The 23,108-nt window shown below is 70.5% G+C and carries 22 protein-coding genes; 10 read left to right on the forward strand and 12 right to left on the reverse strand.

From position 1 onward, the window contains the following. Window position 1: 1 nt before the first annotated feature. Genes F4558_RS17755 through F4558_RS17765 form a run of 3 tightly spaced genes read right to left on the reverse strand, consistent with a single transcriptional unit; the run spans window position 2 to window position 3,566 of the window. The gene (locus tag F4558_RS17755; RefSeq protein WP_053655961.1) at window positions 2-886 is read right to left on the reverse strand and encodes an ABC transporter permease; all 885 of its coding nucleotides are present in this window, start codon (window positions 884-886) and stop codon (window positions 2-4) included. Then, window positions 886-1,896 (reverse strand): ABC transporter permease, encoded by a 1,011-nt coding sequence (locus F4558_RS17760; protein ID WP_053655959.1) that lies wholly within the window; start codon window positions 1,894-1,896, stop codon window positions 886-888. The genes F4558_RS17755 and F4558_RS17760 overlap by 1 nt, the downstream gene beginning before the upstream one ends. 14 nt (window positions 1,897-1,910) lie before the next feature. After that, entirely contained in the window at window positions 1,911-3,566 is a 1,656-nt protein-coding gene (locus F4558_RS17765; RefSeq protein WP_053655957.1) for an ABC transporter substrate-binding protein, read from the reverse strand. 792 nt (window positions 3,567-4,358) lie between these two features. Between F4558_RS17765 and F4558_RS17770 the strand changes: the two genes are divergently transcribed. From F4558_RS17770 to F4558_RS17785, 4 genes are all read left to right on the forward strand, one after another. Then, window positions 4,359-5,678: a CE1 family esterase gene (locus F4558_RS17770; RefSeq protein ID WP_053655955.1), complete on the forward strand. Its 1,320-nt coding sequence runs from the start codon at window positions 4,359-4,361 to the stop codon at window positions 5,676-5,678. Window positions 5,679-6,067: 389 nt separating this feature from the next. Beyond that, window positions 6,068-7,204 carry an SPFH domain-containing protein gene (locus tag F4558_RS17775; protein WP_245241342.1) on the forward strand — a complete coding sequence of 379 codons (1,137 nt, stop codon included), beginning with the start codon at window positions 6,068-6,070 and terminating at the stop codon, window positions 7,202-7,204. A 73-nt stretch (window positions 7,205-7,277) separates the two neighbouring features. Further along, entirely contained in the window at window positions 7,278-8,312 is a 1,035-nt protein-coding gene (locus F4558_RS17780) for a hypothetical protein (RefSeq protein ID WP_231640052.1), read from the forward strand. A gap of 211 nt (window positions 8,313-8,523) precedes the next feature. Further along, on the forward strand, window positions 8,524-9,228 hold the full coding sequence (locus tag F4558_RS17785; RefSeq protein WP_167945218.1) for a DUF4386 domain-containing protein: 705 nt from the start codon (window positions 8,524-8,526) through the stop codon (window positions 9,226-9,228). 57 nt (window positions 9,229-9,285) lie between these two features. Here F4558_RS17785 and F4558_RS17790 read toward each other — a convergent pair whose 3' ends face one another. Genes F4558_RS17790 through F4558_RS17825 form a run of 8 tightly spaced genes read right to left on the reverse strand, consistent with a single transcriptional unit; the run spans window position 9,286 to window position 15,556 of the window. Further along, window positions 9,286-10,143, reverse strand: a complete 858-nt coding sequence (locus tag F4558_RS17790) for an IclR family transcriptional regulator (RefSeq protein ID WP_053655948.1) — start codon at window positions 10,141-10,143, stop codon at window positions 9,286-9,288. Further along, window positions 10,140-10,520, reverse strand: a complete 381-nt coding sequence (gene pcaC, locus F4558_RS17795) for a 4-carboxymuconolactone decarboxylase (RefSeq protein WP_053655946.1) — start codon at window positions 10,518-10,520, stop codon at window positions 10,140-10,142. Before pcaC ends, F4558_RS17790 begins: the two co-directional genes overlap by 4 nt. Beyond that, window positions 10,517-11,296, reverse strand: a complete 780-nt coding sequence (gene pcaD, locus F4558_RS17800) for a 3-oxoadipate enol-lactonase (RefSeq protein WP_167945219.1) — start codon at window positions 11,294-11,296, stop codon at window positions 10,517-10,519. The genes pcaC and pcaD overlap by 4 nt, the downstream gene beginning before the upstream one ends. Next, window positions 11,293-12,633: a 3-carboxy-cis,cis-muconate cycloisomerase gene (pcaB, locus tag F4558_RS17805; protein WP_312877354.1), complete on the reverse strand. Its 1,341-nt coding sequence runs from the start codon at window positions 12,631-12,633 to the stop codon at window positions 11,293-11,295. The genes pcaD and pcaB overlap by 4 nt, the downstream gene beginning before the upstream one ends. Then, window positions 12,608-13,180 (reverse strand): protocatechuate 3,4-dioxygenase subunit alpha, encoded by a 573-nt coding sequence (gene pcaG, locus F4558_RS17810; protein ID WP_167945221.1) that lies wholly within the window; start codon window positions 13,178-13,180, stop codon window positions 12,608-12,610. The genes pcaB and pcaG overlap by 26 nt, the downstream gene beginning before the upstream one ends. Continuing rightward, a complete protein-coding gene (gene pcaH / locus F4558_RS17815; RefSeq protein ID WP_167945222.1) occupies window positions 13,173-13,925 on the reverse strand; it encodes a protocatechuate 3,4-dioxygenase subunit beta in 753 nt (250 codons plus the stop codon). The genes pcaG and pcaH overlap by 8 nt, the downstream gene beginning before the upstream one ends. A 12-nt stretch (window positions 13,926-13,937) precedes the next feature. Beyond that, the gene (locus F4558_RS17820) at window positions 13,938-14,741 is read right to left on the reverse strand and encodes a CoA-transferase subunit beta (RefSeq protein WP_312877355.1); all 804 of its coding nucleotides are present in this window, start codon (window positions 14,739-14,741) and stop codon (window positions 13,938-13,940) included. Continuing rightward, a complete protein-coding gene (locus tag F4558_RS17825) occupies window positions 14,738-15,556 on the reverse strand; it encodes a CoA transferase subunit A (protein ID WP_053655935.1) in 819 nt (272 codons plus the stop codon). The genes F4558_RS17820 and F4558_RS17825 overlap by 4 nt, the downstream gene beginning before the upstream one ends. A 220-nt stretch (window positions 15,557-15,776) precedes the next feature. Here F4558_RS17825 and pobA point away from each other — a divergent pair, with 220 nt between their 5' ends. From pobA to F4558_RS17855, 6 genes are all read left to right on the forward strand, one after another. Beyond that, window positions 15,777-16,949 (forward strand): 4-hydroxybenzoate 3-monooxygenase, encoded by a 1,173-nt coding sequence (gene pobA / locus F4558_RS17830; RefSeq protein WP_053656004.1) that lies wholly within the window; start codon window positions 15,777-15,779, stop codon window positions 16,947-16,949. Between the two features lie 255 nt (window positions 16,950-17,204). After that, window positions 17,205-18,179 carry an ABC transporter substrate-binding protein gene (locus F4558_RS17835; RefSeq protein ID WP_167945223.1) on the forward strand — a complete coding sequence of 325 codons (975 nt, stop codon included), beginning with the start codon at window positions 17,205-17,207 and terminating at the stop codon, window positions 18,177-18,179. Between the two features lie 73 nt (window positions 18,180-18,252). After that, entirely contained in the window at window positions 18,253-19,053 is an 801-nt protein-coding gene (locus F4558_RS17840) for an ABC transporter permease (protein WP_167945224.1), read from the forward strand. After that, window positions 19,050-19,874, forward strand: a complete 825-nt coding sequence (locus F4558_RS17845; RefSeq protein WP_312877356.1) for an ABC transporter permease — start codon at window positions 19,050-19,052, stop codon at window positions 19,872-19,874. The genes F4558_RS17840 and F4558_RS17845 overlap by 4 nt, the downstream gene beginning before the upstream one ends. After that, window positions 19,867-20,679: an ABC transporter ATP-binding protein gene (locus F4558_RS17850; protein WP_167945225.1), complete on the forward strand. Its 813-nt coding sequence runs from the start codon at window positions 19,867-19,869 to the stop codon at window positions 20,677-20,679. The genes F4558_RS17845 and F4558_RS17850 overlap by 8 nt, the downstream gene beginning before the upstream one ends. Window positions 20,680-20,715: 36 nt before the next feature. Continuing rightward, entirely contained in the window at window positions 20,716-21,603 is an 888-nt protein-coding gene (locus F4558_RS17855) for a PaaX family transcriptional regulator (protein WP_167945226.1), read from the forward strand. On the opposite strand, the gene F4558_RS17860 is transcribed toward F4558_RS17855, so the two are convergent. Then, window positions 21,527-23,050, reverse strand: coding sequence for an acyl-CoA synthetase (locus tag F4558_RS17860; protein WP_167945227.1), 1,524 nt, complete (start codon window positions 23,048-23,050; stop codon window positions 21,527-21,529). The genes F4558_RS17855 and F4558_RS17860 overlap by 77 nt on opposite strands. Window positions 23,051-23,108: the final 58 nt, after the last annotated feature.

Below are 23,108 nucleotides of genomic sequence, written 5' to 3' on the forward strand. Positions count from 1 at the left end.
GTCACCGCCGCTTCGCGTTCGCGCGGTCCTGCAGGCCCTCGCCCAGCAGGCTGAACCCGAGGACGCAGACGAACAGGGCCAGGCCGGGCGGGACCGAGGTCCACCACCGTCCACCGACCACGTCTGCGGCGCCCAGGCTGATCATGGCACCCCATTCCGCCTCGGGGATGCTCACACCCAGACCGAGGAAGGAGAGCCCGGCCAGGGTGAGCATCGCCCAGCCGCAGTTCAGCGGCGCGATCACCCGGACGGGAGTGAGGCTGTTGGGCAGCAGGTGCCGCCACAGCACGCCCACCGGCGACGCGCCGGAGGTGATCGCGGCGTCCACGAACGGCAACTCGCGCAGCGACCGCACCTCGGCGCGGACCAGCCGGGCGTACGCCGGGGCGTTCACCGCGGCGATCGTGATGATGAGGTTGATCGTGCCGTTGCCGAGCAGGGCGGCCACGGCGAGCGCCAGGATGAACGTGGGGAACGACTGGAAGATGTCGACCACCCGCATCAGCACGTCGTCGAGCCAGCCGCCGAAGTAGCCGGCGATCAGTCCGAGCAGGGTGCCGACGACCACCGCGAGCGCGACAGCGGCCAGGGCGATGCCCAGGTCGAGACGGGCGGCGTAGAGCATCCGGCTCCAGATGTCCATGCCGTTGCCGTCGGTGCCGAGCAGGTGGTTGCCACCCGGGGCGACAAGGGTGTTCGCCGGGTCGATCTCGGTTTCGCCCCACGGGCTCAGCAGCGGCGCGAACACCGCCACCAGCGCGACCACCGACAGGATTGTCGCCCCGGCGATGATCAGACGCCGTGCGAAACGGCTGTCCCGGTCGCCGCCCGGGACGACCACGGGCACCGTGGAGTCGCCGGTGACGGCGGTGCGCAGCTCGGCCATCAGAGCCTCACTCTCGGGTCGAGGATCGCGTGGACCACGTCGGCGATGAGGAACACCAGCACGTAGCACAACGCGATGACCAGCACCGACGCCTGCACCACCGGGTAGTCCCGGTAGAGCAGACCGCGCAGGGCCCACTGGCCGAAGCCCTGCCACGAGTACACGTACTCAACGAGCACTGTCGAGCCGATGGCGGTGCCGAAGACCAACGCGGCAAGCGACGGCAGCCGGACCAGCGTCGCCCGCATCAGATAGCCGTAGTGCAGGGTGCGGCCACGCAGGCCGTGTGCCTGCGCCGCGGCGTACGACTCGGAGTGCAGCACCTCCAGCGCGGAGGCCCGTACGCTGCGCAGCAGCGGCGCGACCACGCCGACGACGAGGGTCAGCACTGGCAGTGCCAGGTACGCCGCGGCGGAGGCGAACGCCGGTCCGTTGGCGGTGAGCACGGCGTCGACGAGGTCGGCGCCGGTGATCGGCGTGAGGTTCGTGTCGGGGTCGACGCGCCCGTTGGGTGCCGGGAACCAGCCGAGGATGCTGTAGCCGACGAGCACCAGCACCAGGCCGAGCCAGAACTCGGGTACGGAGTTGCCGGCCAGGGCGAACATCCGGACGCTGTGGTCGCCGAGCCGGTTGGCCCGTCGGGCCGACCAGACGCCGAGCACTGTCGCCACCACGAGGGCGATGGTCACGGCGATGACGACGAGTTCCAGGGTGGGCCCGATCCTCAGCGCCATCTCCGAGCCCACGGAGTTGCCGCTCTGGATGGAGGTACCGAAGTCCCCGGTGACCAATCCCCCGAGGTAGTCGAGGAACTGTTGCCACAGCGACTTGTCCAGGCCGAAGCGGACCCGGGCGGCTTCGGCGTCCTCCGCGCTGGCGTTGGGCCCGAGGATGCTGCGTACCGGGTCGCCCGGCAGCACGCGGACCAGGAGGAACGCCAGGACGACCACTCCGAGCAGAACGGGGATCAGCTGGAGCAGTCGCCTGACGACGAACCGGAAGATACGCATGGGCGGATGGCGTCCTAGGCCGACGCGCTCAGGTACCGCAGGCGGGCGAGACCGTCCATGGGCTGCACCCAACCGGCCACGGACTCCCGCACGGGCAGGTTGAAGTTCGGCTGGCAGATGACCACCCACGGCACGTCCGCGGCGAGGATCTCCTGGACCCGCTTCCAGAGCGCGTTACGGGCAGCCGTGTCGACGGTGGTGTGCGACTTCTCGTAGATCTGCTCGATCTCCGGGTTGCTGTAGTTGGAGTAGTTGAGGTTGGCGCCCTTCACGAAGCTCGTGGCGAGCATGTACTCGATGTCGTCGACCCAGAGCTGCCCGGAGGTGATCTGGAGCGGGATGTTCTTCTTGGTCCGTCGCTCGCCGAGGGTCGCGGGGTCCAGCGGGGTCAGCTTGAGCCTGATGCCCGCCTTCGCGGCCTCGCTCTGCACCTGGACGGCGATCTTCTGCTGTTCCTCGTTGTCGGACTCGAAGACCAGCTCGGAGTCCAGCGACGAACGGCCGGCGGCGGCCATCGCGGCCTTGGCCTTGTCGATGTCGTGGGCGTACGGGTAGCCGTTGTCGTCGTGTCCGGGCATGTCCAGCGGCACAGTGCTCTTGGCCGCGCGGGCGTCACCGCCGTACACGTTGCTGATGATCTGCTCGTAGGGCACGGCATAGGCGAGCGCCTTACGGATGTTCACGTCGTTGAACGGCGCCGCGGTGACAGACATCTGGATGGCGACCTGGCGGTTGCTGGGGGCCGAGATGACCTTGATGCCGGGCGTCTTCTTGAGGTCCTGGATGTCGCGCTGGCTGATGCCGAGGGCGATGTCGACGTCACCGGCCTGCAGCTGCAACCGCTGGTTGGACGCGGCCGGCACGACCGAGATCCGGATGGTCGGCGTCTTGGCCGGGTCGGGGCCCGGGTAGTCGGTGTTCGCGCTGAGCTCGATCTCCTGGCCCTGGTTGGCCTTCGTAACGTTGTAGTAGCCGCCGGTGGGCGGGTTCTTCGCGAACCACTCCTTGGCCCAGGGGTCGCTGGCGGTGGCGTGCTTCTTGGCCTCGACGGAGTCGAAGACGTACAGCGAGATCGCCTGGATCTGCCGGGTGAGGGCGCTGGGGAACGCCTGGTGGAACTCGACGGTGTAGTCGTCGACGACCTTGACCTGGTCGGCGCTCGTGAGGCCGATGGTGCGGTAGACGCCTGCCACGTTGGCCTGGGCGGCGAACGCGCGGTCCTTCGACCACTTCACGTCGGCGGCCTTCATCTCGTTGCCGCTTGCGAACTTCACGCCGCGACGCAGCTTGAGCGTCCACACCTTCTGCTCGGCGTCGGGCTGGAACGACTCGGCGAACGTCGGGGTGACGTTCTGGGTGTCGAGGATCTGGCTGCCGCTGGCGGTGGTGACCCCGTAGTCGATCAGGTACGGGAAGACGTTCTTGTAGAGCATCAGCGCGGTCAGGTCGAAGCCGACGAAGTCCTGGTCCCAGCTCGACAGGTAGCTCGAGACAGCGATGCGCAACGTCTTGGCGGCGGGTCCGCCCGACGCGCCGTCCTTCGGCTTGTTGCCGCTGTCCGCAGCGCAGGCGCCGGTGGCCAGAAGGAGCGCGACGCTGCCGCCCAACTGCAGAACCCCGCGGCGGGAGAGCGCGGGCGAGGAGGCGCCCGAGCGGTGTGAACGAGCCATGAGTAGTCCTCCTAGAACCAGGGGGAGACGGGCCGCCCAGCGGACCCACCCCGAGTTCTACAGGATTAAGCGAGAGTGAACAAGCGGGTGAACGGTGTTCACGGTCCGTCTCTGCACCTTTGCCCGAAACCCTTCTCGAAGTGCGGGATTAGCAGGTAGGAAGCGTTCACACGGGTTCACAGAATCGTTACCAAACCCGTTCACGGCGAGCCGCCCGAATGAAGGGCTCCAGCGGGTCCCCCGGTCGCCCGGCGTGCGACCCGACGCGCTGTGAGCGCTCACACGCGCCCGGGCGACCACACCTCTGGAATTTGCGGTCGGCGGCGCGATAGTTACGGCGGAGGAACGTGCCGCCAGGACGCCCTGGACCGACCCGGCGAGGCGGTGCCGCGCCCCCGGGAGACAGCAGCCGCCGCCCTACTTTCCGCAAGACGGCGGCTGGAGATGTTATCGATAAACTGCTATCTTTCGGCGCGGGAGTGCAGGGCACGCTCCCCGTCACCCCAGCCAATCGGCAGGGCGCTCGTGGGCACCACCACCGCGCCGCCTGGCCGGTCGGCGACAAGTCCGGGCCGCTCCGCCGATGCTGGCTGACCGCAGGCGGCCAACGGGCGATTCCGACCCGGCCACATGCCCAGCCTCCCCCCGCCCGCACGGGCGCCCCCGCATCGACGGAGAGCCCGGGCACGAACCGGCTCGTCGATGGCGGACGAGCCGGGCACAGCCGGCGGGTCGTTCGGTCGACGTCGTGCGCACCACCGGCCCAGACGATCAAGGGCAAGGAGGCAAGCAATGGTCAAACGTACACAGCTGTTGTCGACAATCGCCGCCGCAGCCGTTCTCCTCGCGGCGTCCACCGGTGCGGCGTTGAGCGGCGCGCTGGGCGCCACGGCGGAGGCCGCGACCAACGGCACGCTCGCGGCGACCGCCGGATGCGGTAAGGCGCCCACCCTGACCAGCGGGACGCGCACCATCTCCAGCAGCGGGCAGAACCGCACCTACATCCTGCGGATCCCGGACAACTACGACAGGAACCGCCCCTACCGGCTGATCTTCGGCTTCCACTGGCTGAACGGGTCGGCGAACAACGTCGCCTCGGCCGGCTACTACGGTCTGCTGCCGCTGTCGAACAACAGCACGATCTTCGTCGCGCCCCAGGGCATCGACAACGGCTGGGCCAACACCAACGGCCGCGACCTGACCCTCTTCGACGACATCTCCCGGCAGGTGGAGAACGACCTCTGCGTCGAAACGACCCAGCGCTTCGCCCTCGGCTGGAGCTACGGCGGGGCGATGAGCTACGCGGTGGCCTGCGCGCGGCCCACCGTCGTCCGGGCGGTAACCGTGATTTCCGGCGCCAACCTCAGCGGATGCAACGGCGGCACCCAGCCCGTCGCCTACTTCGGCATCCACGGCACCTTCGACAGCGTCCTCAACATCTCCATGGGTCGATCGCTGCGGGACACGTTCGTCCGGAACAACGGTTGCACCGCGCAGAGCCCACGCGAGCCGAGCCGAGGCAGCCTCACCCACATCACCACCACCTACTCCGGCTGCCGGGCCGGATACCCGGTGCAGTGGGCAGCCTTCGACGGCGACCACACCCCCAGCCCTGTCGACGGGTCGTCAAGCCCGAACGACTCGCGGACGTGGACCTCTGCGGAGATCTGGCGGTTCTTCACCCAGTTCGAGACCACGCCGCCGCCCACCACCGCGCCGCCGACGAGCCCGCCACCCACGTCCGCGCCGCCCACCACGCCTCCGCCGACCACACCGCCACCCACCACCCCGCCGCCGACCGGCGAACCGGGCGTCTGCACCGCCACCTACCGCACCGTGAACACCTGGCCCGGCGGTTTCCAGGCTGAGGTCACAGTGGCCAACACCAGCACCGCCCCGCTCAACGGCTGGACCGTGCGCCTGGGCCTGGCCTCCGGCCAGACCATCAGCAGCCTCTGGAACGGCGTCAACACCGGCACCACCGGCACCGTCAGCGTCCAGAACGCCGCATACAACGGCTCGTTGGGCCCGAACGCCTCCACCACCTTCGGATTCACCGCCACCGGCAACGGCGCCACGCCGCCCAGCGGCGTCACCTGCACCAGCCCTTGACCGACGGCGACACGTGTGCCCGGAGCCAGCCGGCTCCGGGCACACGGCGCGACAGTTCTGTCCAACATGGACAACGTGTACGTCGAGTACGTCCGACCCGGGACGACGACCGGCGACGCCACCTGAGCGAACGCGGGCAGCGCACAGCCCTCCGGCGACGCTTCCTGACCGATCGGCCACCGCCAGCCGCCCAGGTCTGCACCGGCCGGTGTACGCCAGTGCCGACCGGGCAGTGCGTTCGGTGCAAGGTGCCCTCAGCCACCGGTCGAGACGGTGATCGGCGGCGGCGAATCGGTGTCCAAGACTCGCTTTTCGCAGGTGGCGGGGGGTTGCTATGGTCGCCGCGACGCCGGACCTCGGCGCCGACGGGAGGGTGTGCGATGGGGCTGATGGACAAGCTCCGGGGCGAACTCGTCGACATCGTTGAGTGGCTGGATGACAGCCGGGACACGATCGTCTGGCGGTTCCCCCGGTACCAGAACGAGATCAAGATGGGCGCCCAGTTGGTCGTCCGGGAGTCCCAGACGGCGGTCTTCGTCAACGAGGGGAAGATCGCCGACGCCTTCCCACCGGGAACGTACACGCTGGAAACCCGGAACATGCCCATCCTGTCCACCCTCAAGGGCTGGAAGTACGGCTTCAACTCGCCGTTCAAGGCCGAGGTGTACTTCGTCAACACCCGGCAGTTCACCGACATGAAGTGGGGCACGCAGAACCCGATCATCCTGCGTGACGCCGAGTTCGGCGTGGTCCGGGTGCGGGCGTTCGGCGCGTACGCGGCCCGGGTGGTGGACGCCTCACAGCTCCTGCGGGAGCTTGTCGGCACCGACCCGCAGTTCCGCACCGAGGAGGTGCAGGAATACCTGCGGCAGCTCATCGTGGGACGACTGGGCAACGCGCTGGCCACGGCGGGCGTGCCGCTGCTGGACCTGGCGGCGCACCAGGACGAGATCGGCCGGCGCCTCGCGGGCGTGTTGACAGCGGAGCTGGCCGAGGTCGGTATCGCGATCCCCAAGTTCGTCATCGAGAACGTCTCCGTGCCGCCGGAGGTGGAGCAGGCGCTCGACAAGCGGACCAGCATGGGCGCTGTCGGCGACCTGGGCCGGTACACCCAGTTCCAGGCGGCCAACGCCATGGAGGCCGCAGCCAAGAACCCAGGCGGCGAGGCGGGCGCCGGCATCGGGCTGGGCATGGGCATGGCCATGGGCCAGCAGATGTCCCGGGCGATGGCGGGCGGCTCGGGCGCGCCGCAGCCGGCACCAGCCGCCGCACAGCCGGCCCCCGCTCAGCCGGCCGCCGCCGAGCCGCCGCCGCTGCCGAACCAGGCGCAGTGGTACGTCGGCGTCGCCGGGCAGCGGCAGGGCCCGTACGACCTCGGTGGGCTGGCCGAGCAGGTGGGCGCGGGCACGTTGGGCCCGGACACGCTCGTCTGGCAGGCCGGCATGGCTCAGTGGCAGCCCGCCGGGCAGGTGCCGGAGCTGGCGGCGGTGCTGGCCAGCGTCCCGCCACCGCTGCCGCCGCAGTGAGGGGGCGAGTGCCGGCATGAGCGAGATTGCGGTTTCCCCGCCCTCGTACGGGTGCGGGGGGTGTGGCGCCCGCGTGGAGTACACGCCGGGCGCGGCAGCGCTGAGCTGCCCGTACTGCGGGTACCGGCAGGAGGTCGCCGGTGCCGGCCGGGAGGTGCGCGAGCACGCGTACAACGAACTGGCGAGCCTGCCGCGCAAGCCGGTGGCAAGCGTCGCCGCGCACGCGTACGTCTGCCCGGCCTGCGGCGCTCACACCGAGAGCGACGCAATCGCGAAGCGCTGCCAGTTCTGCGCCACGCCACTGGTGGCGGAGAACGTGACCGGCGAGTTGATCGCGCCGGAGGCGGTGCTGCCGTTCGCTGTGGACCGGGCGGGCGTGCGCACCGCCCTGGGCACCTGGTGCCGCAGCCGCTGGTTCGCGCCGGGGAGCCTGAAGAAGGTAAGCGAGGCGGAGACGCTCAAGGGCACCTACCTGCCGCACTGGACGTTCGACGCGCGAACCGTGTCGGACTACCAGGGTCAGCGCGGTGAGCACTACTACGTCACCGAGACGTACACGGTGACTGTGGACGGCCGGCAGGAGACGCGCACCCGACAGGTGCGCCACACCCGGTGGCACCCGGCGAGCGGCACCGTCCGCCGGGACTTCGACGACGTGCTGGTGCCCGCCACCACGCACCTGCCGGCGAAGCAGCTCGACGAGCTGGCCCCGTGGCCGCTGACCGAGGCGGTCGCGTACCACAGCGACTACCTGGCCGGATATCACGCGCTGCGCTATGACACCGAGCCCGAGGCGGGGCTCGTCGAGGCGAAGTCGCGGATGGCACCGGTCATCGAGGGGGACTGCCGGTCGGACATCGGCGGGGACGAGCAGCGGGTCTCCGCGGTGGACACCGCCTACTCGGACGTGGCGTACAAGTTGATGCTGCTGCCGGTGTGGATCGCCGCGTACCTGCACGCCGGCAAGTCGTACCAGGTCCTGGTCAACGCCCGGACCGGCGAGGTCATCGGCGAGCGTCCGTACAGCGCGGCGAAGATCGCGGCGGCGGTGCTGGCCGCGCTGGCGCTGGTGGCGGCGCTCGTGATGGCGTACGTGCTGAGTCGCTAGCTTCTCCCCCGTCGACGGGCACGCACAGCGGCACGGGCCACCGGTACCGATACCGGTGGCCCGTGCCGATGCGCTTCAGGCCGCCGAAGCGGTCCGGATCGGTGGACGGGTCGAGGAATGCCCGAGTGGCCGATTCGCGAGTGCCGCGATCCGCAGGAGGGTGACGGCATGACAAAGGTCGGCTGAGCGACAGCGACGGAAAGGGCCCCTGATGGACGCACTGAGGAAGACCTCGCTTGTCGCGGGCGTGTTCTATGTGCTCACCTTCGTATCGATTCCGACGCTCTCCCTGTACGCGCCGGTGCGCGACGCTGACTACATCGTCGGCACCACGTCGGACACCTCGGTCGCCGTCGGCGCCGCCCTCGAGGTGATCGTCGCCCTCGCCTGCATGGGCACCGCCATCGCGCTGTATCCGGTGCTCAAGCGGCAGGGTGAAGCCCGTGCGCTGGGCTTCGTCGGCGTCCGGGTCCTCGAAGCCGCAGGCATCTTCATCGGCGTCGCGAGCCTCCTGACGGTCGTGGCCCTGCGGCGGGCCGAAGTCGGAGCGGACGCGCTCGTCACCGGTCAGATGCTTGTCGCCTTCTACGACTCGGTCTTCCTGCTCAGCCAGAGCTTCCTGCCGGCCGTGAACGCCCTGCTGCTGGGTTCCCTGCTGTACCAGGCACGCCTGGTGCCACGGGTACTCCCACTGATCGGGCTGGCGGGAGCGCCCCTGCTCGTCGCCGCCGACCTCGGCATCCTGTTCGGTCTCTGGGACCGGTTGTCCCCCGTGACGGCCCTCACCGCCCTCCCCATCGCCGTGTGGGAGTTCTCGCTGGGCGTCTACCTGATCGTCAAGGGCTTCAAGCCCTCGCCGGTCACCGCCGACCTGGCTGTCAACGGCGTCCGGCCCGTCCAGGACGCCACCGTCTAACCGAGGGGCAGCGGCTGCCGCCGGCCGCGGTTCAGGCCGCGCGCCGCCGGACCTCGCTCATCGGCTGGCCTGTCGAATCGGGTGACCCGCGCCGCCGACGTGGGTGGCGGACGGGTCGGCACCTGCCCGGGCGTGGCCGCCCCGGACGTCCTCCTCGATACGCTTCGCGGCGGCCAGCAGCGGCGGAAGCAGGTCCCGGCGGATCACCTCGAAGGAGCCCCGGGAGGCGTGCGCGGAGACGTTGACCGCGGCGATCACCGTTCCGTTCTCGCCATGGATCGGCGCGGCGAGCGACCGCAGCCCCTCCTCCAACTCCTGGTCCACTATCGCGTACCCCTGGGCGGCGATCTTCGCCAGGACGGTCCGCAGCTTCGCCGGGTCGGTGATGGTGCGCCGCGTCAACGGCCGCAGCTGGGCCGTGGCGAGGTAGGCGTCCAGCCAGTCCGCCGGTTGCGCGGCGAGCAGCACCCGGCCCATGGACGTGGCGTACGCGGGGAAGCGGGTGCCGACGCTGATCCCCACCGTCATGATCCGCTTGGTGGGAACGCGGGCGACGTAGACCACCTCGTCGCCGTCGAGCACCGACACCGAGCAGGACTCGCGTACCTGCGCGACAAGCGCCTCCATGTGCCGCTGCGCGACCTCGGGCAGGCTCAGGCTCGACAGGTACGCGTAGCCGAGGTCGAGAATCCGCGCCCGCAGCGAGAAGAGCCTGCCGTCGGTGTGCACGTAGCCCAACTCGACCAGTGTGTGCAGGAACCGGCGCGCGGCGGCCCGGGTCAGCCCGGTCCTGCGGGACACATCGCTGAGCGTGAGTTGCGGGTGGTCGGCGTCGAACGCCCGGATCACCGCGAGCCCGCGCTCCAGCGATTGGACGAACTCCGGCGATCTCGTCGCCTCCGCGCGCACGCTCACCCGGCCTCCTGCCGCAGGGCCTCCCGGGCCACCTTGAACGCCCGGTTGGCCGCCGGTACGCCAGCGTAGACGCCGACCTGGAGCAGGACCTCCGCCACCTCCTGCCGGCTCAGTCCGTTGCGCAGCGCGGCGCGGACGTGCATCGCCAACTCCTCGTCGTGGTGCAGGGTGGCGAGCACGGCGAGGGTGATGCAACTGCGGGTACGCCGGTCGAGGCCCGGCCGGCTCCACACCTCGCCCCACGCGTAGCGGGTGATGAAGTCCTGGAAGTCGGCGGTGAACTCGTCGGTGCCGGCCACCGCGCTGTCGACGTGCGCGTCACCCAGCACCTGCCGGCGTACCGTCATGCCTGCCTCGTGCCGCTCCCTGTCGTTCATCGGTCTCCCGGTCTCTCGTCGAAGTGGTCCAACAGGAGTCGGCTCACCTGCTCGGGTTGCTCGACGTTTGCCAGGTGCGCCGCCGCGCCGACCACTGCCAGCCGGGCACCGGGGATGCGCCCGACGATCTCGCGGGCGTGTTCCACGGAGGTGGCCCTGTCGTCGGCGCCCGCGACGACAAGTGTCGGCGCGTCGATCCGGGCCAGGTCGGGGCGCAGATCCATTGTGGCTATCGCCTCGCAGGACGCGGCGTAGCCGGCGGGGGACGTCGCGGTGAGCATGGCACGGTGGGTGGCGACCACGTCCGGTCGGTCGGCGGCGAAGCCGGGAGTGAACCAGCGGGCCACCACAGCGTCGGCGACGGCTTCCAGCCCGACGGCTCGTACCGTCGCCGCCCGGTCCCGCCACTGCTCGGGTGGGCCGAGCGACGCCGACGTGCAGAGCAGCGCCAGCCGCCGCACCCGGTCGGGCGCGTGCGCGGCGAGCCACATGCCGACCATGCCGCCGAGGGACAGGCCCGCGTAGTGGACCCACGGCACGTCGAGGTCGTCGAGCGTCCGCAGCAGCTCACAGCCCAGAAGATCCATCGTGTACGGGCCGAACGGCACCGCCGAGCGGCCGTGGCCCAGGTGGTCGTACCGGATGACCCGGAACCGCTTCGCGAGGACCGCCGCCTGGGGTTCCCACATCGCGCCCGTGGTGCCGAGGGAGCTGCCGAGCAGCAGCACCGGCGCGTCGGCCGGTCCGTCAACTGTGGTGTGCAGCCGAGCTGTCATGTCCGCGGCCCTCGCACGGCGGCCAGGGCGTTGTCGACGAACCGGCCGGCCGAGCCCAGCCAACGGTGCGGGTCGAGCGCCTCGTCGACCTGCGCCTCGGACAGGTGGGCGCGGACCTGCGGGTCGGCGAGCAGTGCCGCGCGGAACGAGGGCGCCGCGGCGGCACGGGTGACCAGGTCGTGTGCGGCGTCGCGACCGAGGGCGGGTGCCAGCCGCGCGGCGACCGCCTCGGCGAGCACGAGCCCACCCGTGACGTCGAGGTTCCTGCGCATCCGCTCCGGGCGGACCTGGAGCTCGGCCAGCATCCGCGCACACCGGCTGGCCGCGCCGCCGGCAAGGTGCAGCAGGTCGAGCAGGGGCTCCCACTCGGCGTGCCACGCGCCGGCGGCCCGTTCGTGCTCCTGCACGGCGGCGGCGAACAGTGTGGCGACGAGGCCTGGACCGCGCCGCGCGGCGGAGCCGATAAGCACCGAGTCCACCGGGTTGTGCTTGTGCGGCATCGCCGAGGAGCCGCCCCGCCCGGCCCCGCCCTCGGCGACTTCGCCGATCTCGGTCTGGGCCAGCAGCCCGACGTCGAGCGCGACCTTGCCGGTGGCCGCGAGAAGCCCACCGAGGGCGGCGGCCAGGTCGAGCCGGGGCTGTCTGCGGGTGTGCCAGGGCAGCGGGCTGGCTGGTAGACCCAGGTGCGCGGCGAACCGCTCGGCGATGTCCGGGCCGGCCGGGCCGAGCGCGGCAAGGGTGCCGACCGCGCCGCCGAGTTGCGCGGGTTGAGCGGCGCCCGCCTGCCGGAGCCGGTCCCGGGCGTCGACAAGGCCTGTCAACCAGCCGGCGGCCTTGAGCCCGAACGTGGTGGGTGCCGCCTGCTGCCCGAGGGTCCGGGCGACGAGCACCGTGTCCCGATGGGTGTCGGCGAGCCGGGCGGCGGCCTCCACGGCGGCGTCGAGGTGGCGCAGCAGCGGCCCGAGCGCCCGTACGGCCACCAGGCTCAGCGCGGTGTCGAGGATGTCCTGGCTTGTCGCGCCGATGTGCACCCAACCCTGGGCGTGCTCCGGCACTGCGGCGGTCAGCTCCCGCACCAGCGGGACGACAGGGTTGCCTGCCGCGTCGGCCGCCCGGCCGAGGGACGCCGTGTCGTACCGTTCGGCGCGGCACTGCTCGACTATCGCGTCGGCCGCGGTCGTGGGCAGGACACCGGCGTCCGCAGCGGCGCGGACGAGCGCGGCCTCCGCGTCGAGCAGGGCCCGCAGCAGGGCCGTGTCGCCGAGTTCCTTGTCGACCTCGGGAGCGCCGGAGAGACTGCCCAGCAGCCCGTCAGACGGCGAAGAAAACTGTCTCACGGTCACCCTGGAGGCGGATGTCGAAGCGGAGCCCGTCCGGCGCGGGACTGGCGATCAGTGTGTCCCGGCGGTCGGCGTCGACGCTGCGCAGCACGGGGTCGTCGCCGTTCGCCGCCGGCTCGTCGGGAAAGTAGAGCCGGGTCGCGAGACGGTGCAGCAGCCCTCGACCGAGGACCGACAGGGCCAGGTGAGGTGCCTCGGTGCCGCCGTCCGGGTCGGGCAGCGGCCCCGGCTTCACTGTCAGCAGCTCGTACCACCCCTGCCCGTCGGTCTCGCTGCGCCCGAAGCCACGGAAGCCCGCCAGCGCTGGCTGCCGGGCCCCGCGCGGGTCGTCCGGGTGGTCGAAACGGCCGTCCGGGTCCGCCTGCCAGCTCTCCACAAGCGCGTCGACAACCGGCTCCCCGGCGCCGTCGAGGATCCGGCCGCGGATCCAGAACGCCCCGGGCGTGCCCTCGGGGACGACGTACGGGCCGTCGGGCCAGCGCAGACCGATGTGCAGGTACGGCCCGACGGTCTGCGCGGGCGTCACACCCAACCGCTCACTCATCGTCGTCCTCGCCCTCGAAGGGAGTGCTCGCCCGGCCCCGCAGCACGATGTCGAACTCGTACGCCAGCGCCCACTCCGGCACCGTCGTGGCGTGGTCGTACCGGGCGACCATCCGGTTGCGCGCGTCCGGGTCGCGGACCGAGTTGAAGATCGGATCCTGGAAGAAGAGCGGGTCACCCGGGAAGTACATCTGCGTCACCAGGCGCTGGGTGAACGCGCGGCCGAAGAGGGAGAAGTGGATGTGCGCCGGCCGCCAGGCGTTGTCGTGGTTGCGCCACGGGTAGGCGCCGGGCTGCACTGTGATGAACCGGTAGCGCCCCCGCTCGTCGGTGAGCGCCCGGCCCCCCCCCTCGAAGTGGGGGTCGAGCGGTGCAGGCCAGGTGTCGCTCGCGTGGCGGTACCGGCCGGCGGCGTTTGCCTGCCAGATCTCGACGAGCGTGTGGGGCACCGGCCGACCGTCGCCGTCCCGGACCCGGCCGTGCACGATGATCCGCTGCCCCTGCGGCTCCCCGTCGTGTTGCCGGGTCAGGTCGTGGTCGAGGTCGCCGAGCCGGCCCTCCCCCAGAAGCGGCCCGGTGATCTCGGTCAGCCGCTGCGGCAGGTAGGTGAGCGGCTGCTTCGGCGCGCGCCCCACTGTCGACTTGTAGCCGGGGCTGAGCAGCGGCGGGTGGGCGTCGATGTCGTCGCGCCGGTACTGCGGCAGCACCAGGCCAGCGTCGGCAGGGTGGACGGAGTTCTGGGTCATTGTCGTCTCCCGTCAGGCTTCCGGTGCCACGGCCTGCCGCTGCGGCAGTGGCTGCTTGGTCGCCTCCAGCGCCCGCAGCACCGCCAACTCGTGTGCCGTCGGCGGCTCGCCGGTGCTGAGCGGCTCCGCGACGGCGAGGTCCCAGCCGGTCGCCGCACGCGCCTGCTCCCGGGTCACGCCGGGGTGCAGGTGGGTAAGCGTCAGCTCGCAGGTGACCGGGTCGGGTTCGAGGACGCCGAGATCGGTGATCACCAGGCGTGGCCCCCCGCCGCGTAGACCGAGCCGTTCCCGGTCGCCTGGGCCCGACCCGTACCCGACAGAGGTGACGAAGTCGACCAGTTCGGTGAACGTCCGGCGGTTCTGCCTGACGATCACCACGACCTCCCGGCAGGAGGCGGCGATCTCCGGGGCTCCCCCGGCGCCGGGCAGGCGGACGTCCGGTGCGTCGTAGTCGCCTCCGACGACAGTGGTGTTGATGTTGCCGTACCTGTCGAGCTGCGCGGCTCCGAGGAAGCCGACGTCGATCCGGCCGGGTTGGAGCCAGTAGTTGAACACCTCGGGCACCGACACCACGGCGTCGGCCGTGTCGGCCAGCACGCCGTCCCCGATGGACAGTGGCAGTCGGTCCGGCTTCGCGCCGAGGCAGCCGGACTCGTAGACGAGCACCAGGTTCGGGGCATGGGTGGCCCGGGCCAGGTTCGCAGCGGTGCTGGGCAACCCGATCCCGACGAAGCAGGCGGCGCCGTCGCGCAGTTGGCGGGCCGCCGCGACTGTCATCATCTCGTCAGCGGTCCAGGCCGCCGGCCCGTCGCTCACGCCGTCGCCCCGGCCCGGTGCACGTGCTGGTCCAGCCAGTCGCGGAAGGTGTCGCGGTGCCGGCTGACGGCGTCCCACGCCCGGTAGAAGTCGTTGTCGCGTACGGAGTAGCCGTGGGCGTAGGAGGGGTGTGCGCCGCCGGGCACCTCGGCCACCGCCGTGACCGCCCAGCCGGGCAGCACTACCTGCCCCGGCACCGGCTGCAACTCGTCCACGATCTCCTCGACCGTGACGAGCGAGCGGTGGGCGGCGAGCACCGCCTCCTTCTGCACACCGGTGATGCCCCACATCTGCACGTTTCCGGCCCGGTCGGCGCGCTGCGCGTGCACCACTGTCACGTCGGGGCGCAGGGCGGGCACGGCGGTGAGGGTCTCGCCGGTGAAGGGGCAGGTGATGGGCCGGATGTTCGACGTGTGGCGGAGCAGGTCGGTGCCCGAGTAGCCGCGCAGGACGGCGAACGGCAGCCCGGACGCCCCCGCCACGTAGCGGTTCGCCATGCCCGCGTGGCTGTGTTCCTCCAACTCCAGCGGACGCGGCCAGCCGTGCTGCACGGCGTCGCGGAAGCGGTGGAGCGACCCCACCCCCGGGTTGCCGCCCCAGGAGAAGACCAGGCGACTGGCGCATCCCGCGCCGATGAGCTGGTCGTAGATGACGTCGGGTGTCATCCGCACCAGTGTCAGGTCCTGCCGACCCTGCCGGATGATCTCGTGACCGGCGGCGAACGGGATGAGATGCGTGAACCCCTCCAGGGCCACCACGTCACCGTCGCGGACCAGGTCCGCGACACCGTCGGCCAGCGAGACGAGCTTCGCCATGACCCTCCCCGGACCCGCCGACTGTTCGCTATACGCACTGTCGTACTGATGTCGAACGTACGGCCGGTATCGGCATCCGTCAACGGCACGCCGTTGACGCGAGCGGGACTGCGTGCCACCGTTCTACAAGAGAACGGTCGTTCGGCAAGCGAACACACTGCCCGGCGACCCAGCGTGCGTCACCCGTTCTGACATCTCGAAAGAGGGGAGGATGCCGCGGATGCGTACCCAGGTCGGCATCGTGGGAGCCGGGCCGGCGGGACTTCTGCTGTCGCACCTGCTGCACCTGCACGGAATCGACTCCGTGGTGCTGGAGAGTCGCAGCCGCGACTACGTCGAGCACCGGGTCAGAGCAGGCGTCCTCGAACAGGGCTCGGTCGACCTGCTGACCCGCGCGGGCCTCGGCGAGCGCCTGCACCGGGAAGGGCTGCGACACGAGGGCATCGAGCTGCGGTTCGCCGGCGAGTCGCACCGGGTGCCGATGACGGAGCTGACCGGGCGGGCGATCACCGTCTACGGGCAGCAGGAGGTGGTCAAGGACCTGATCGGGGCCCGACTCGCGGCCGGCGGCGCGATTCTCTTCGAAGCCGACGTCGTACGCCTGGACGGCCTCGACTCGGACTCGCCCGTCGTCCACTTTCGACGGAACGGGCGCGACGAGGAGCTGCGGTGCGACTTCGTGGCCGGCTGCGACGGGTTCCACGGGGTGAGTCGTGGCGCGGTGCCCGACGGCGTACTGACCACCTACGAGCGGACGTACCCCTTCGCCTGGTTGGGCATCCTCGCCGCCGCCGCGCCGGCGGTGGAGGAACTCATCTACGCCAACCACGAACGGGGGTTCGCCCTCTACAGCATGCGCTCGCCGGAGATCTCGCGGCTGTATCTCCAGGTCGCGCCCGACGAGGACATCGCGGCGTGGCCGGACGAGCGGATCTGGGCGGAGCTGCGGGCGCGGCTGGAGACGGTGCCGGGCTGGTCGCTCAACGAGGGGCCGATCCTGGAGAAGTCCGTCACCCCGATGCGCAGCTTCGTGGTCGAGCCGATGCAGTGGCAGCGGTTGTTTCTGGCCGGGGACGCCGTGCACATCGTCCCGCCGACCGGCGCGAAGGGCATGAACCTGGCCCTCGCGGACGTCGCGCTGCTCGGGGACGCCTTCGCCGCGTGGTACGACAAGGGGCGCACCGACCTGCTGGATGCTTACTCGGCCACGGCTCTGCGCCGGGTCTGGCGGGCCCAGCACTTCTCCTGGTGGATGACCTCGATGCTGCACCGGCTGGAGCGCGACGACCCGTACGAGGCGAACCTCCAGACCGCCACCCTGAGGTACGTCGCGACCTCACGCGCCTACGCCACGAGCCTCGCGGAGAACTACGTGGGCCTGCCGGAGGTCTGACCGCTCGGCGGCAGCACTACCCACCGATGTGGATGCCGGATGGCGCCAGTTCGGCTGCGAGCGACGCCCTCGGCGCACAGCATTATTCAACTTATTTCTGACGGGCGTCAGAGATTATTGACATTCAATGCCGAGGTGACTGACCATGGCCAGCACAGCGGCGTGCCCCCACGCAGCGGTAGTCCACCCGCAGATCCGAGGCATCCGCCGGTTCTTGACGCACCCCACCACCCCTGCCCAGGAAGGGCCTCGTCAATGAAGAAGGTTCTGGCTCTCGGGCTGATCGCCGCTACCGCGATCGCCCTCACCGGATGTACCGACTCCGACGCGTCCAACCCGTCCGACCAGTCCTCTGGCGAGCTGCGCAAGGTACGGGTCGCCGCGCTGCCCATCACCGAGACCGCCGCGCTGTGGGGCGGCATCAAGGCGGGCATCTTCGCCGAACGCGGGCTCCAGGTCGAGGTGCTGCCCGCCCAGGGTGGCGCGCAGTCCATTCCCGCCCTGCTGAACGGCGACATCGACTTCGCGATCGGCCAGCCCTTCGGCCCGTTCCGGGCCGACCTGCGCAACCTCGGCGTCGTCATCATCGGCAACTACGCCTCGTCCTACGCCAGCGGCGACGACATCAACGCAGTGATGGCCTCCGCGAAGTCCGGCATCAAGCGGCCGGCCGACCTCGCGGGCAAGCGTGTCGCTGTCAACAGCCTCGGCGCGGCCGGCGATGTGACGATCATGGCGGCGGTCGAGAAGGACGGCGGCGACCCATCCAAGATCAAATTCGTCGAGGTCGCCTTCCCGGACGCCCCGGCCCAGCTCGAAGCCGGCAACATCGACGCCGCCTGGGTGCCCGAGCCCTTCGTCACGCAGCTCAAGAGCCGCGGTGACACATTCGTCGTCGCGCCCTACCAGGCGGTCGTGCCCGGCCTCACCACCCTCACCACGATCACCACAAAGGAGCAGACCGAGAAGGACGCCAAACTGGTCGAGGACTTCTCGGCGGCGATGAAGAAGACACTGGAGTGGGCCAAGGACCCCGCCAACGAGGCGGCCGTCCGGCAGGCCATCAAGGACAATCTTCAACTGCCGCCGCCGGTGGCCGACTCGGTGAAACTCCCGGAGTTCGGTTGGGAGATCGACCGCTCAAGCCTGCAGACGCTCACGGAACTCGCGCAGAAGTACAAGGTGCTCGACAAGCAACCCAACTTCGACCGCCTCATCCAACAGCAGTAGCCGGCGCGCTCCCGCCCTCCCCGACTCCTCGGGCCGGGGAGGGCGTCGCCGGTCGCGCGACACCGGAGGTGACATGCGCGTCCATTCCGCCCGACGCCTGCGCACGTTACGCAAGGCGTCACTGGGCGTCGCCGGCCTGGCCGGGTTCCTCGTCGTCTGGCAGATGGTCCCGACGCTGGGTCTGGTCAACCCGCAGTACCTGCCCTACGTGACCGACGTGCTGGCGCGACTTGTCGAGCAGGTCGTCGACCTCGCCTTCTGGCGGAGGCTGGGCAGCACCATGACGTCCTGGGCGATCGGCCTGACGGTGGCGACGGTCGCCGCGGTCGTCCTCGGCACGGTCGTCGGCCTGGTGCCGTTCCTGCGGCGCGCGACCCACACTGTTGTCGAGTTCCTGCGACCGATCCCGTCGGTCGCCCTCATTCCGCTCGCCGTCCTGATGTTCGGCATCCAGATGCGGGCCGCCCTCGTCGTCATCATCTACGCCTCGTTCTGGCAGGTGTTCGTCCAGGTGATCTACGGCGTCGCCGACGTCGACGCGGTCGCCCGGGACACCGCCCGCAGTTTCGGCCTGACCCGGCGCGAACAGTTGACGCACCTCGTGCTGCCGACCACCCTGCCGTACCTCATGACGGGCCTGCGGCTCGCGGCGGCGGTCGCGCTCATCCTCGCCATCACGGCGGAGATGGTGATCGGCAACCCCGGTCTCGGGCGCATGATCGAGCTGTCCCGGTCCGCCGGAGACGCCACCGGCCTCTACGCCCTCGTCGTCGTCACCGGCCTGCTCGGGCTCCTGGTGAACCTCGTCTTCCGGTTCGTCGAGCGTCGTGTGCTGTCGTGGCACCAGTCCGTACGAGGGGAGGAGGTGCTGTGACCGCGTACACCGGTCGGATCGCCGCCACGCCGCGCGGCCGCACCGTCGGATCGCGCCTCGTGGTGAGCCTGCTCAACGCGTTCGGGCTGCCGATGCTGCTCCTGGTGATCTGGGGGCTGGCGTCGACGAGGGCGACGAGCGGGTTCTTTCCCGACCCGTTGACTATCGCCCGGGCGTTCTTGGACACGTGGGTGGGTCCCGCGTTCGTCGAGGACGTACTGCCGAGCCTCGCCCGCCTCGGCCTCGGTGTCGCCGCGTCGATAGTGCTCGGCATCGCCGCCGGCACCGTCATCGGCCTGGCCCACTGGTTGCGCGAACTCCTCGAACCGCTGCTGGAGTTCGTCCGGGCGATCCCGCCGCCGGTGCTGATCCCCGTGGCAATGCTCCTGCTGGGCATCACGGACACCATGAAGGTTGTCGTCATCGTCTCCGGCGCGGTCTGGCCGATCCTGTTGAACACGATCGAGGGCGTCCGGGCCACGGACAGCGTCATGAAGGAGACCGCCGACTCGTTCCAGGTCACCTGGTGGGAGCGGCTCTGGTTCCTCGTACTCCCGGCAGCCAGCCCGCGCATCATGGCCGGGGTCCGCCAGGCCCTCTCGGTCGCGCTCATCCTGATGGTGATCTCCGAGATGTTCGCGTCGTCCTCCGGGCTCGGCTACCGGATCGCCTACTTCCAGCGCAACTACCTCATCGCCGAGATGTGGAGCGGCATCCTCCTGCTCGGCCTCGTCGGCATCCTGCTCGCCGTACTTTTCGGGCTCGTCGAACGGCGCGTCCTGCGCTGGTACCACGGAATCAGGGAGGTCAACCGTGCCTGACCGGAGCACCCTGCTGCGGGTGGAGCACCTGCGGAAGGTCTACGAGTCGACGACGGGTGACGTCGAGGCGATCGGGGACATCAGCTTCACGATGGACGCCGGTCAACTCGTCTGCATCGTCGGGCCGTCCGGCTGCGGCAAGACCACCCTGCTGAAGTGCCTCGCCGGCCTGCTGCGCCCGACAGGTGGCGTGGTCGAGATGGACGGCTCACCGGTGACGGGGCCGAGCCCCGCCATGGCCGTCGTGTTCCAGGAGTACGGCCGCAGCCTCTATCCGTGGCTGACGGTACGCGGCAACGTCGAGCTTCCGCTGCGGCACAAGAAGCTCTCCCGGACGCAGCGCAACCAACTGGTCGTCGACGCTCTCGACGCGGTGGGCCTGGCGCACGCCGCCCGCAGCCACCCGTGGCAGCTCTCCGGTGGGATGCAGCAGCGCGTGGCAATCGCACGGGCCCTCGCCTACCAGCCGGAGATCCTGATCATGGACGAACCGTTCGCGGCTGTGGACGCGCAGACCCGGGCGGACCTGGAAGACCTGGTGCGTGAGCTGCACACCAACCGCGAGATATCGGTCCTCTTCGTCACGCACGACATCGACGAGTCGGTGTATCTGGGTCAGCGCGTCCTGGTGCTGTCCGCGTCGCCGACCCACGTCCAGGAGGACATCGTCGTCGACCTGCCGGCGGAGCGCGATCAAATCACAACACGCGCCCTGCCTCGTTTCACCGAACTGCGGACACACGTCTACGACCAGATCCAGCGGGCCAAGCGGGGGCAGCCGGTAGCCCCGGGGACCACGCCGTGACCGCGCGAGGACAATGGTCCCGTCGGAGGGAGGGCCGTGGGTAGTCGGCAGCCGAAACAACTGCTGCTCGCCTTCTTCGGCGAGCATGTCGTCGACAACGCCACGGGGCCGATCCGGGCGAGCGCCCTGATCAGTGTGCTGGAGGGCGCGGACGTCGCCGCACCGGCGACCCGTGCGACACTCGACCGCCTCGTGCACAGCGGCATCCTGGCGCGTACCAGGAGTGGCCGGGAGACCCTGTTCTCGCTCACCGAGCACGGGGCCGCTGTGCTGCGCGAGGCGACGGACCGCGTACGTGGCCCACGGCCGTTCGACCCCCAGGGCAGCGGGTGGACCCTCGTCACCTTCTCCATCCCCGAAGGCCAGCGGACGCTGCGGCACCGGCTGCGCTCGATCCTCACCTGGGAGGGTTTCGCGCCGCTGCGCGACGGGCTCTGGCTGGCGCCCGGGGAGGTCGACCTCGCCGGATCGCTGGAGCCGCTACAGCAGGATCTCGCGCCCAACGCCGTTGTCGCCTTCCACGCCCGCGAGCTAGCCGGGTTTCCGATCGCCGAGAGCGTGCGCGCCGCCTGGGACATCGAGGCGATCCGGCGCGCGCACCTCGCGTTCATCGAGGTGTGGGACGACAGTGCCGCCGCGACAATGGCACCGAGCGCCCTGACAGTGCGCACGATGCTGGTGGCCGACTGGCTGGCGCTGCTGCGCGCCGACCCGAGGCTGCCGGCCGAGTTCATGGACGCGCAGTGGCCGGCCACCCGGTCGGCGGAGACCTACCGCCGGATGCACGACAGGCTGGCCGAGGCGTCCGCCGCGGAGTTCGCCGAGCTCGTCGCCGCCCGTCCGACTGCTAGACGCGGAAGCGGGCCCTCAGGTCAGCCTTCCGCACCTTCCCCGAGGCGGTCCGCGGCAGCTCGTCCACGATGACGACGTTCTTCGGCAGCTTGTAGCGCGCGATCCTGCCGTCAAGGGCAGCCCGTACGGTGTCCGTGTCCAGAGACACCCCCTCCCGTACGGTGAGGATCGCCCACGGCACCTCCCCCCAGCGGTCGTCGGGCACGCCGATGACCGCCGCCGAGGTGACCCCGTCGATCTCGCCGAGCAGGTGTTCGAGTTCGGCCGGGTAGATGTTCTCGCCCCCCGAAATGATCATGTCCTTGAGTCGGCCGGAGATGTAGAGGTAACCGTCGTCGTCCAGGTGACCCAGGTCGCCGGAGCGGAACCACCCGTCGGCGGTGAACGCCTCGGCGGTCGCCTCCGGAAGCCCGTGGTAGCCGGGGAAGACGTTGGGCCCGGCTATCTCGATCTCGCCGACGACGCCAGCGGGCACCACGGCACCGGTGCCGTCGGTGATCCGTACGTCGGTGAAGAAGTGCGGCAGGCCGACGCTGCCCTGCTTGGCGCGGGTCATCGCCGGTGGCAGCGCTGTCGCACCCGGTGCGGCCTCGGTCATGCCGTACCCCTGCGAGAACGACAGGCCCCGCGCCTCGTACGCGTTGAGGATGCGGGCCGGCACCGCTGAACCTCCGCAGGTGAGCTTGGCGAGCGTCGACAGGTCGGTGCGGGCCCAGTCGGGATGGTCGGCGATCAGCTGGTAGGTGGTCGGCACGCCGCTGAGCATCGTGACGCCGTGACGCTCGATCTGCGCGAGCGCGCGGCCCGGCTCGAAGGTCTTCTCCAGGACCATCGTGGCGCCCTTGAGGATGACGGGCAGGGCGCCCATGCCGAGCGAGGCGACATGGAACAGCGGCGAGATCATGAGCGCGACGTCGGTCGAGACGACGTCGTAGTCGACAACGCAGTTGAGCGCGACCCAGGTGAGGTTGCCATGGGTCAGCACTGCCCCCTTGGCCCTGCCGGTCGTGCCCGAGGTGTAGACGATTGCCGCCGGATCCCGGTGGGTGGTGACGGCGTGACCGGTGAACCCGTCAGCGGCCCGCGCCAGATCGGCGAGCCCGGGGCCGGTAGCGGTGCCCTCGCCGGTGACGACGACGTGCGGGGTCCCGGCGGCCGGTGCGGCGGAGGCCACCGGCGCCGTGAAGTCCGGGTCGTGGATCAGCACCCGCGCGCCGCAGTCGCCGAGGATGTAGGCGATCTCCGGTGGTGCCAGCCGGGTGTTGACGGGCACGAAGACGGCCCCGATCTGTGCTGCCCCGAACATCGTCTGGAGAAGGTCCGGGCTGTTCCCGCCGAGGTACGCGACGGCGTCGCCCCTGCCGACGCCCCGCTGCCGCAGCACAGCCGAGATGCGGTCCACGCCGTCGGTGAACTGCCCGTACGTCATCGTCTCGCCCTCGCCGTGGATGAGGGCGACCTTGTCCGGGGACTTGAGGCGGCGCTTGGCCATCCACGCGCCGATTCCGTGCTTGTGCATCAGCAGTCTCCTGGTGGTGGAGGTGGTGTGCTCACGCAGCTCGGTGCACGCCCCGGGT

Origin of the sequence: Micromonospora profundi, from assembly GCF_011927785.1 — a bacterium.
Taxonomy (GTDB): domain Bacteria; phylum Actinomycetota; class Actinomycetes; order Mycobacteriales; family Micromonosporaceae; genus Micromonospora; species Micromonospora profundi.

What these genes read in the sequence shown, in the direction of transcription:
- F4558_RS17755 (WP_053655961.1), bottom strand. Translation starts at nt 886, where the DNA reads ATGGCCGAGCTGCGCACCGCCGTCACCGGCGACTCCACGGTGCCCGTG.
- F4558_RS17785 (WP_167945218.1), top strand. Translation starts at nt 8,524, where the DNA reads ATGGACGCACTGAGGAAGACCTCGCTTGTCGCGGGCGTGTTCTATGTG.
- F4558_RS17775 (WP_245241342.1), top strand. Translation starts at nt 6,068, where the DNA reads ATGGACAAGCTCCGGGGCGAACTCGTCGACATCGTTGAGTGGCTGGAT.
- F4558_RS17835 (WP_167945223.1), top strand. Translation starts at nt 17,205, where the DNA reads ATGAAGAAGGTTCTGGCTCTCGGGCTGATCGCCGCTACCGCGATCGCC.
- pcaH (WP_167945222.1), bottom strand. Translation starts at nt 13,925, where the DNA reads ATGACCCAGAACTCCGTCCACCCTGCCGACGCTGGCCTGGTGCTGCCG.
- pobA (WP_053656004.1), top strand. Translation starts at nt 15,777, where the DNA reads ATGCGTACCCAGGTCGGCATCGTGGGAGCCGGGCCGGCGGGACTTCTG.
- F4558_RS17860 (WP_167945227.1), bottom strand. Translation starts at nt 23,050, where the DNA reads ATGCACAAGCACGGAATCGGCGCGTGGATGGCCAAGCGCCGCCTCAAG.
- pcaG (WP_167945221.1), bottom strand. Translation starts at nt 13,180, where the DNA reads ATGAGTGAGCGGTTGGGTGTGACGCCCGCGCAGACCGTCGGGCCGTAC.
- F4558_RS17840 (WP_167945224.1), top strand. Translation starts at nt 18,253, where the DNA reads ATGCGCGTCCATTCCGCCCGACGCCTGCGCACGTTACGCAAGGCGTCA.
- F4558_RS17760 (WP_053655959.1), bottom strand. Translation starts at nt 1,896, where the DNA reads ATGCGTATCTTCCGGTTCGTCGTCAGGCGACTGCTCCAGCTGATCCCC.
- F4558_RS17825 (WP_053655935.1), bottom strand. Translation starts at nt 15,556, where the DNA reads ATGGCGAAGCTCGTCTCGCTGGCCGACGGTGTCGCGGACCTGGTCCGC.
- F4558_RS17770 (WP_053655955.1), top strand. Translation starts at nt 4,359, where the DNA reads ATGGTCAAACGTACACAGCTGTTGTCGACAATCGCCGCCGCAGCCGTT.
- pcaC (WP_053655946.1), bottom strand. Translation starts at nt 10,520, where the DNA reads ATGAACGACAGGGAGCGGCACGAGGCAGGCATGACGGTACGCCGGCAG.
- pcaD (WP_167945219.1), bottom strand. Translation starts at nt 11,296, where the DNA reads ATGACAGCTCGGCTGCACACCACAGTTGACGGACCGGCCGACGCGCCG.
- F4558_RS17765 (WP_053655957.1), bottom strand. Translation starts at nt 3,566, where the DNA reads ATGGCTCGTTCACACCGCTCGGGCGCCTCCTCGCCCGCGCTCTCCCGC.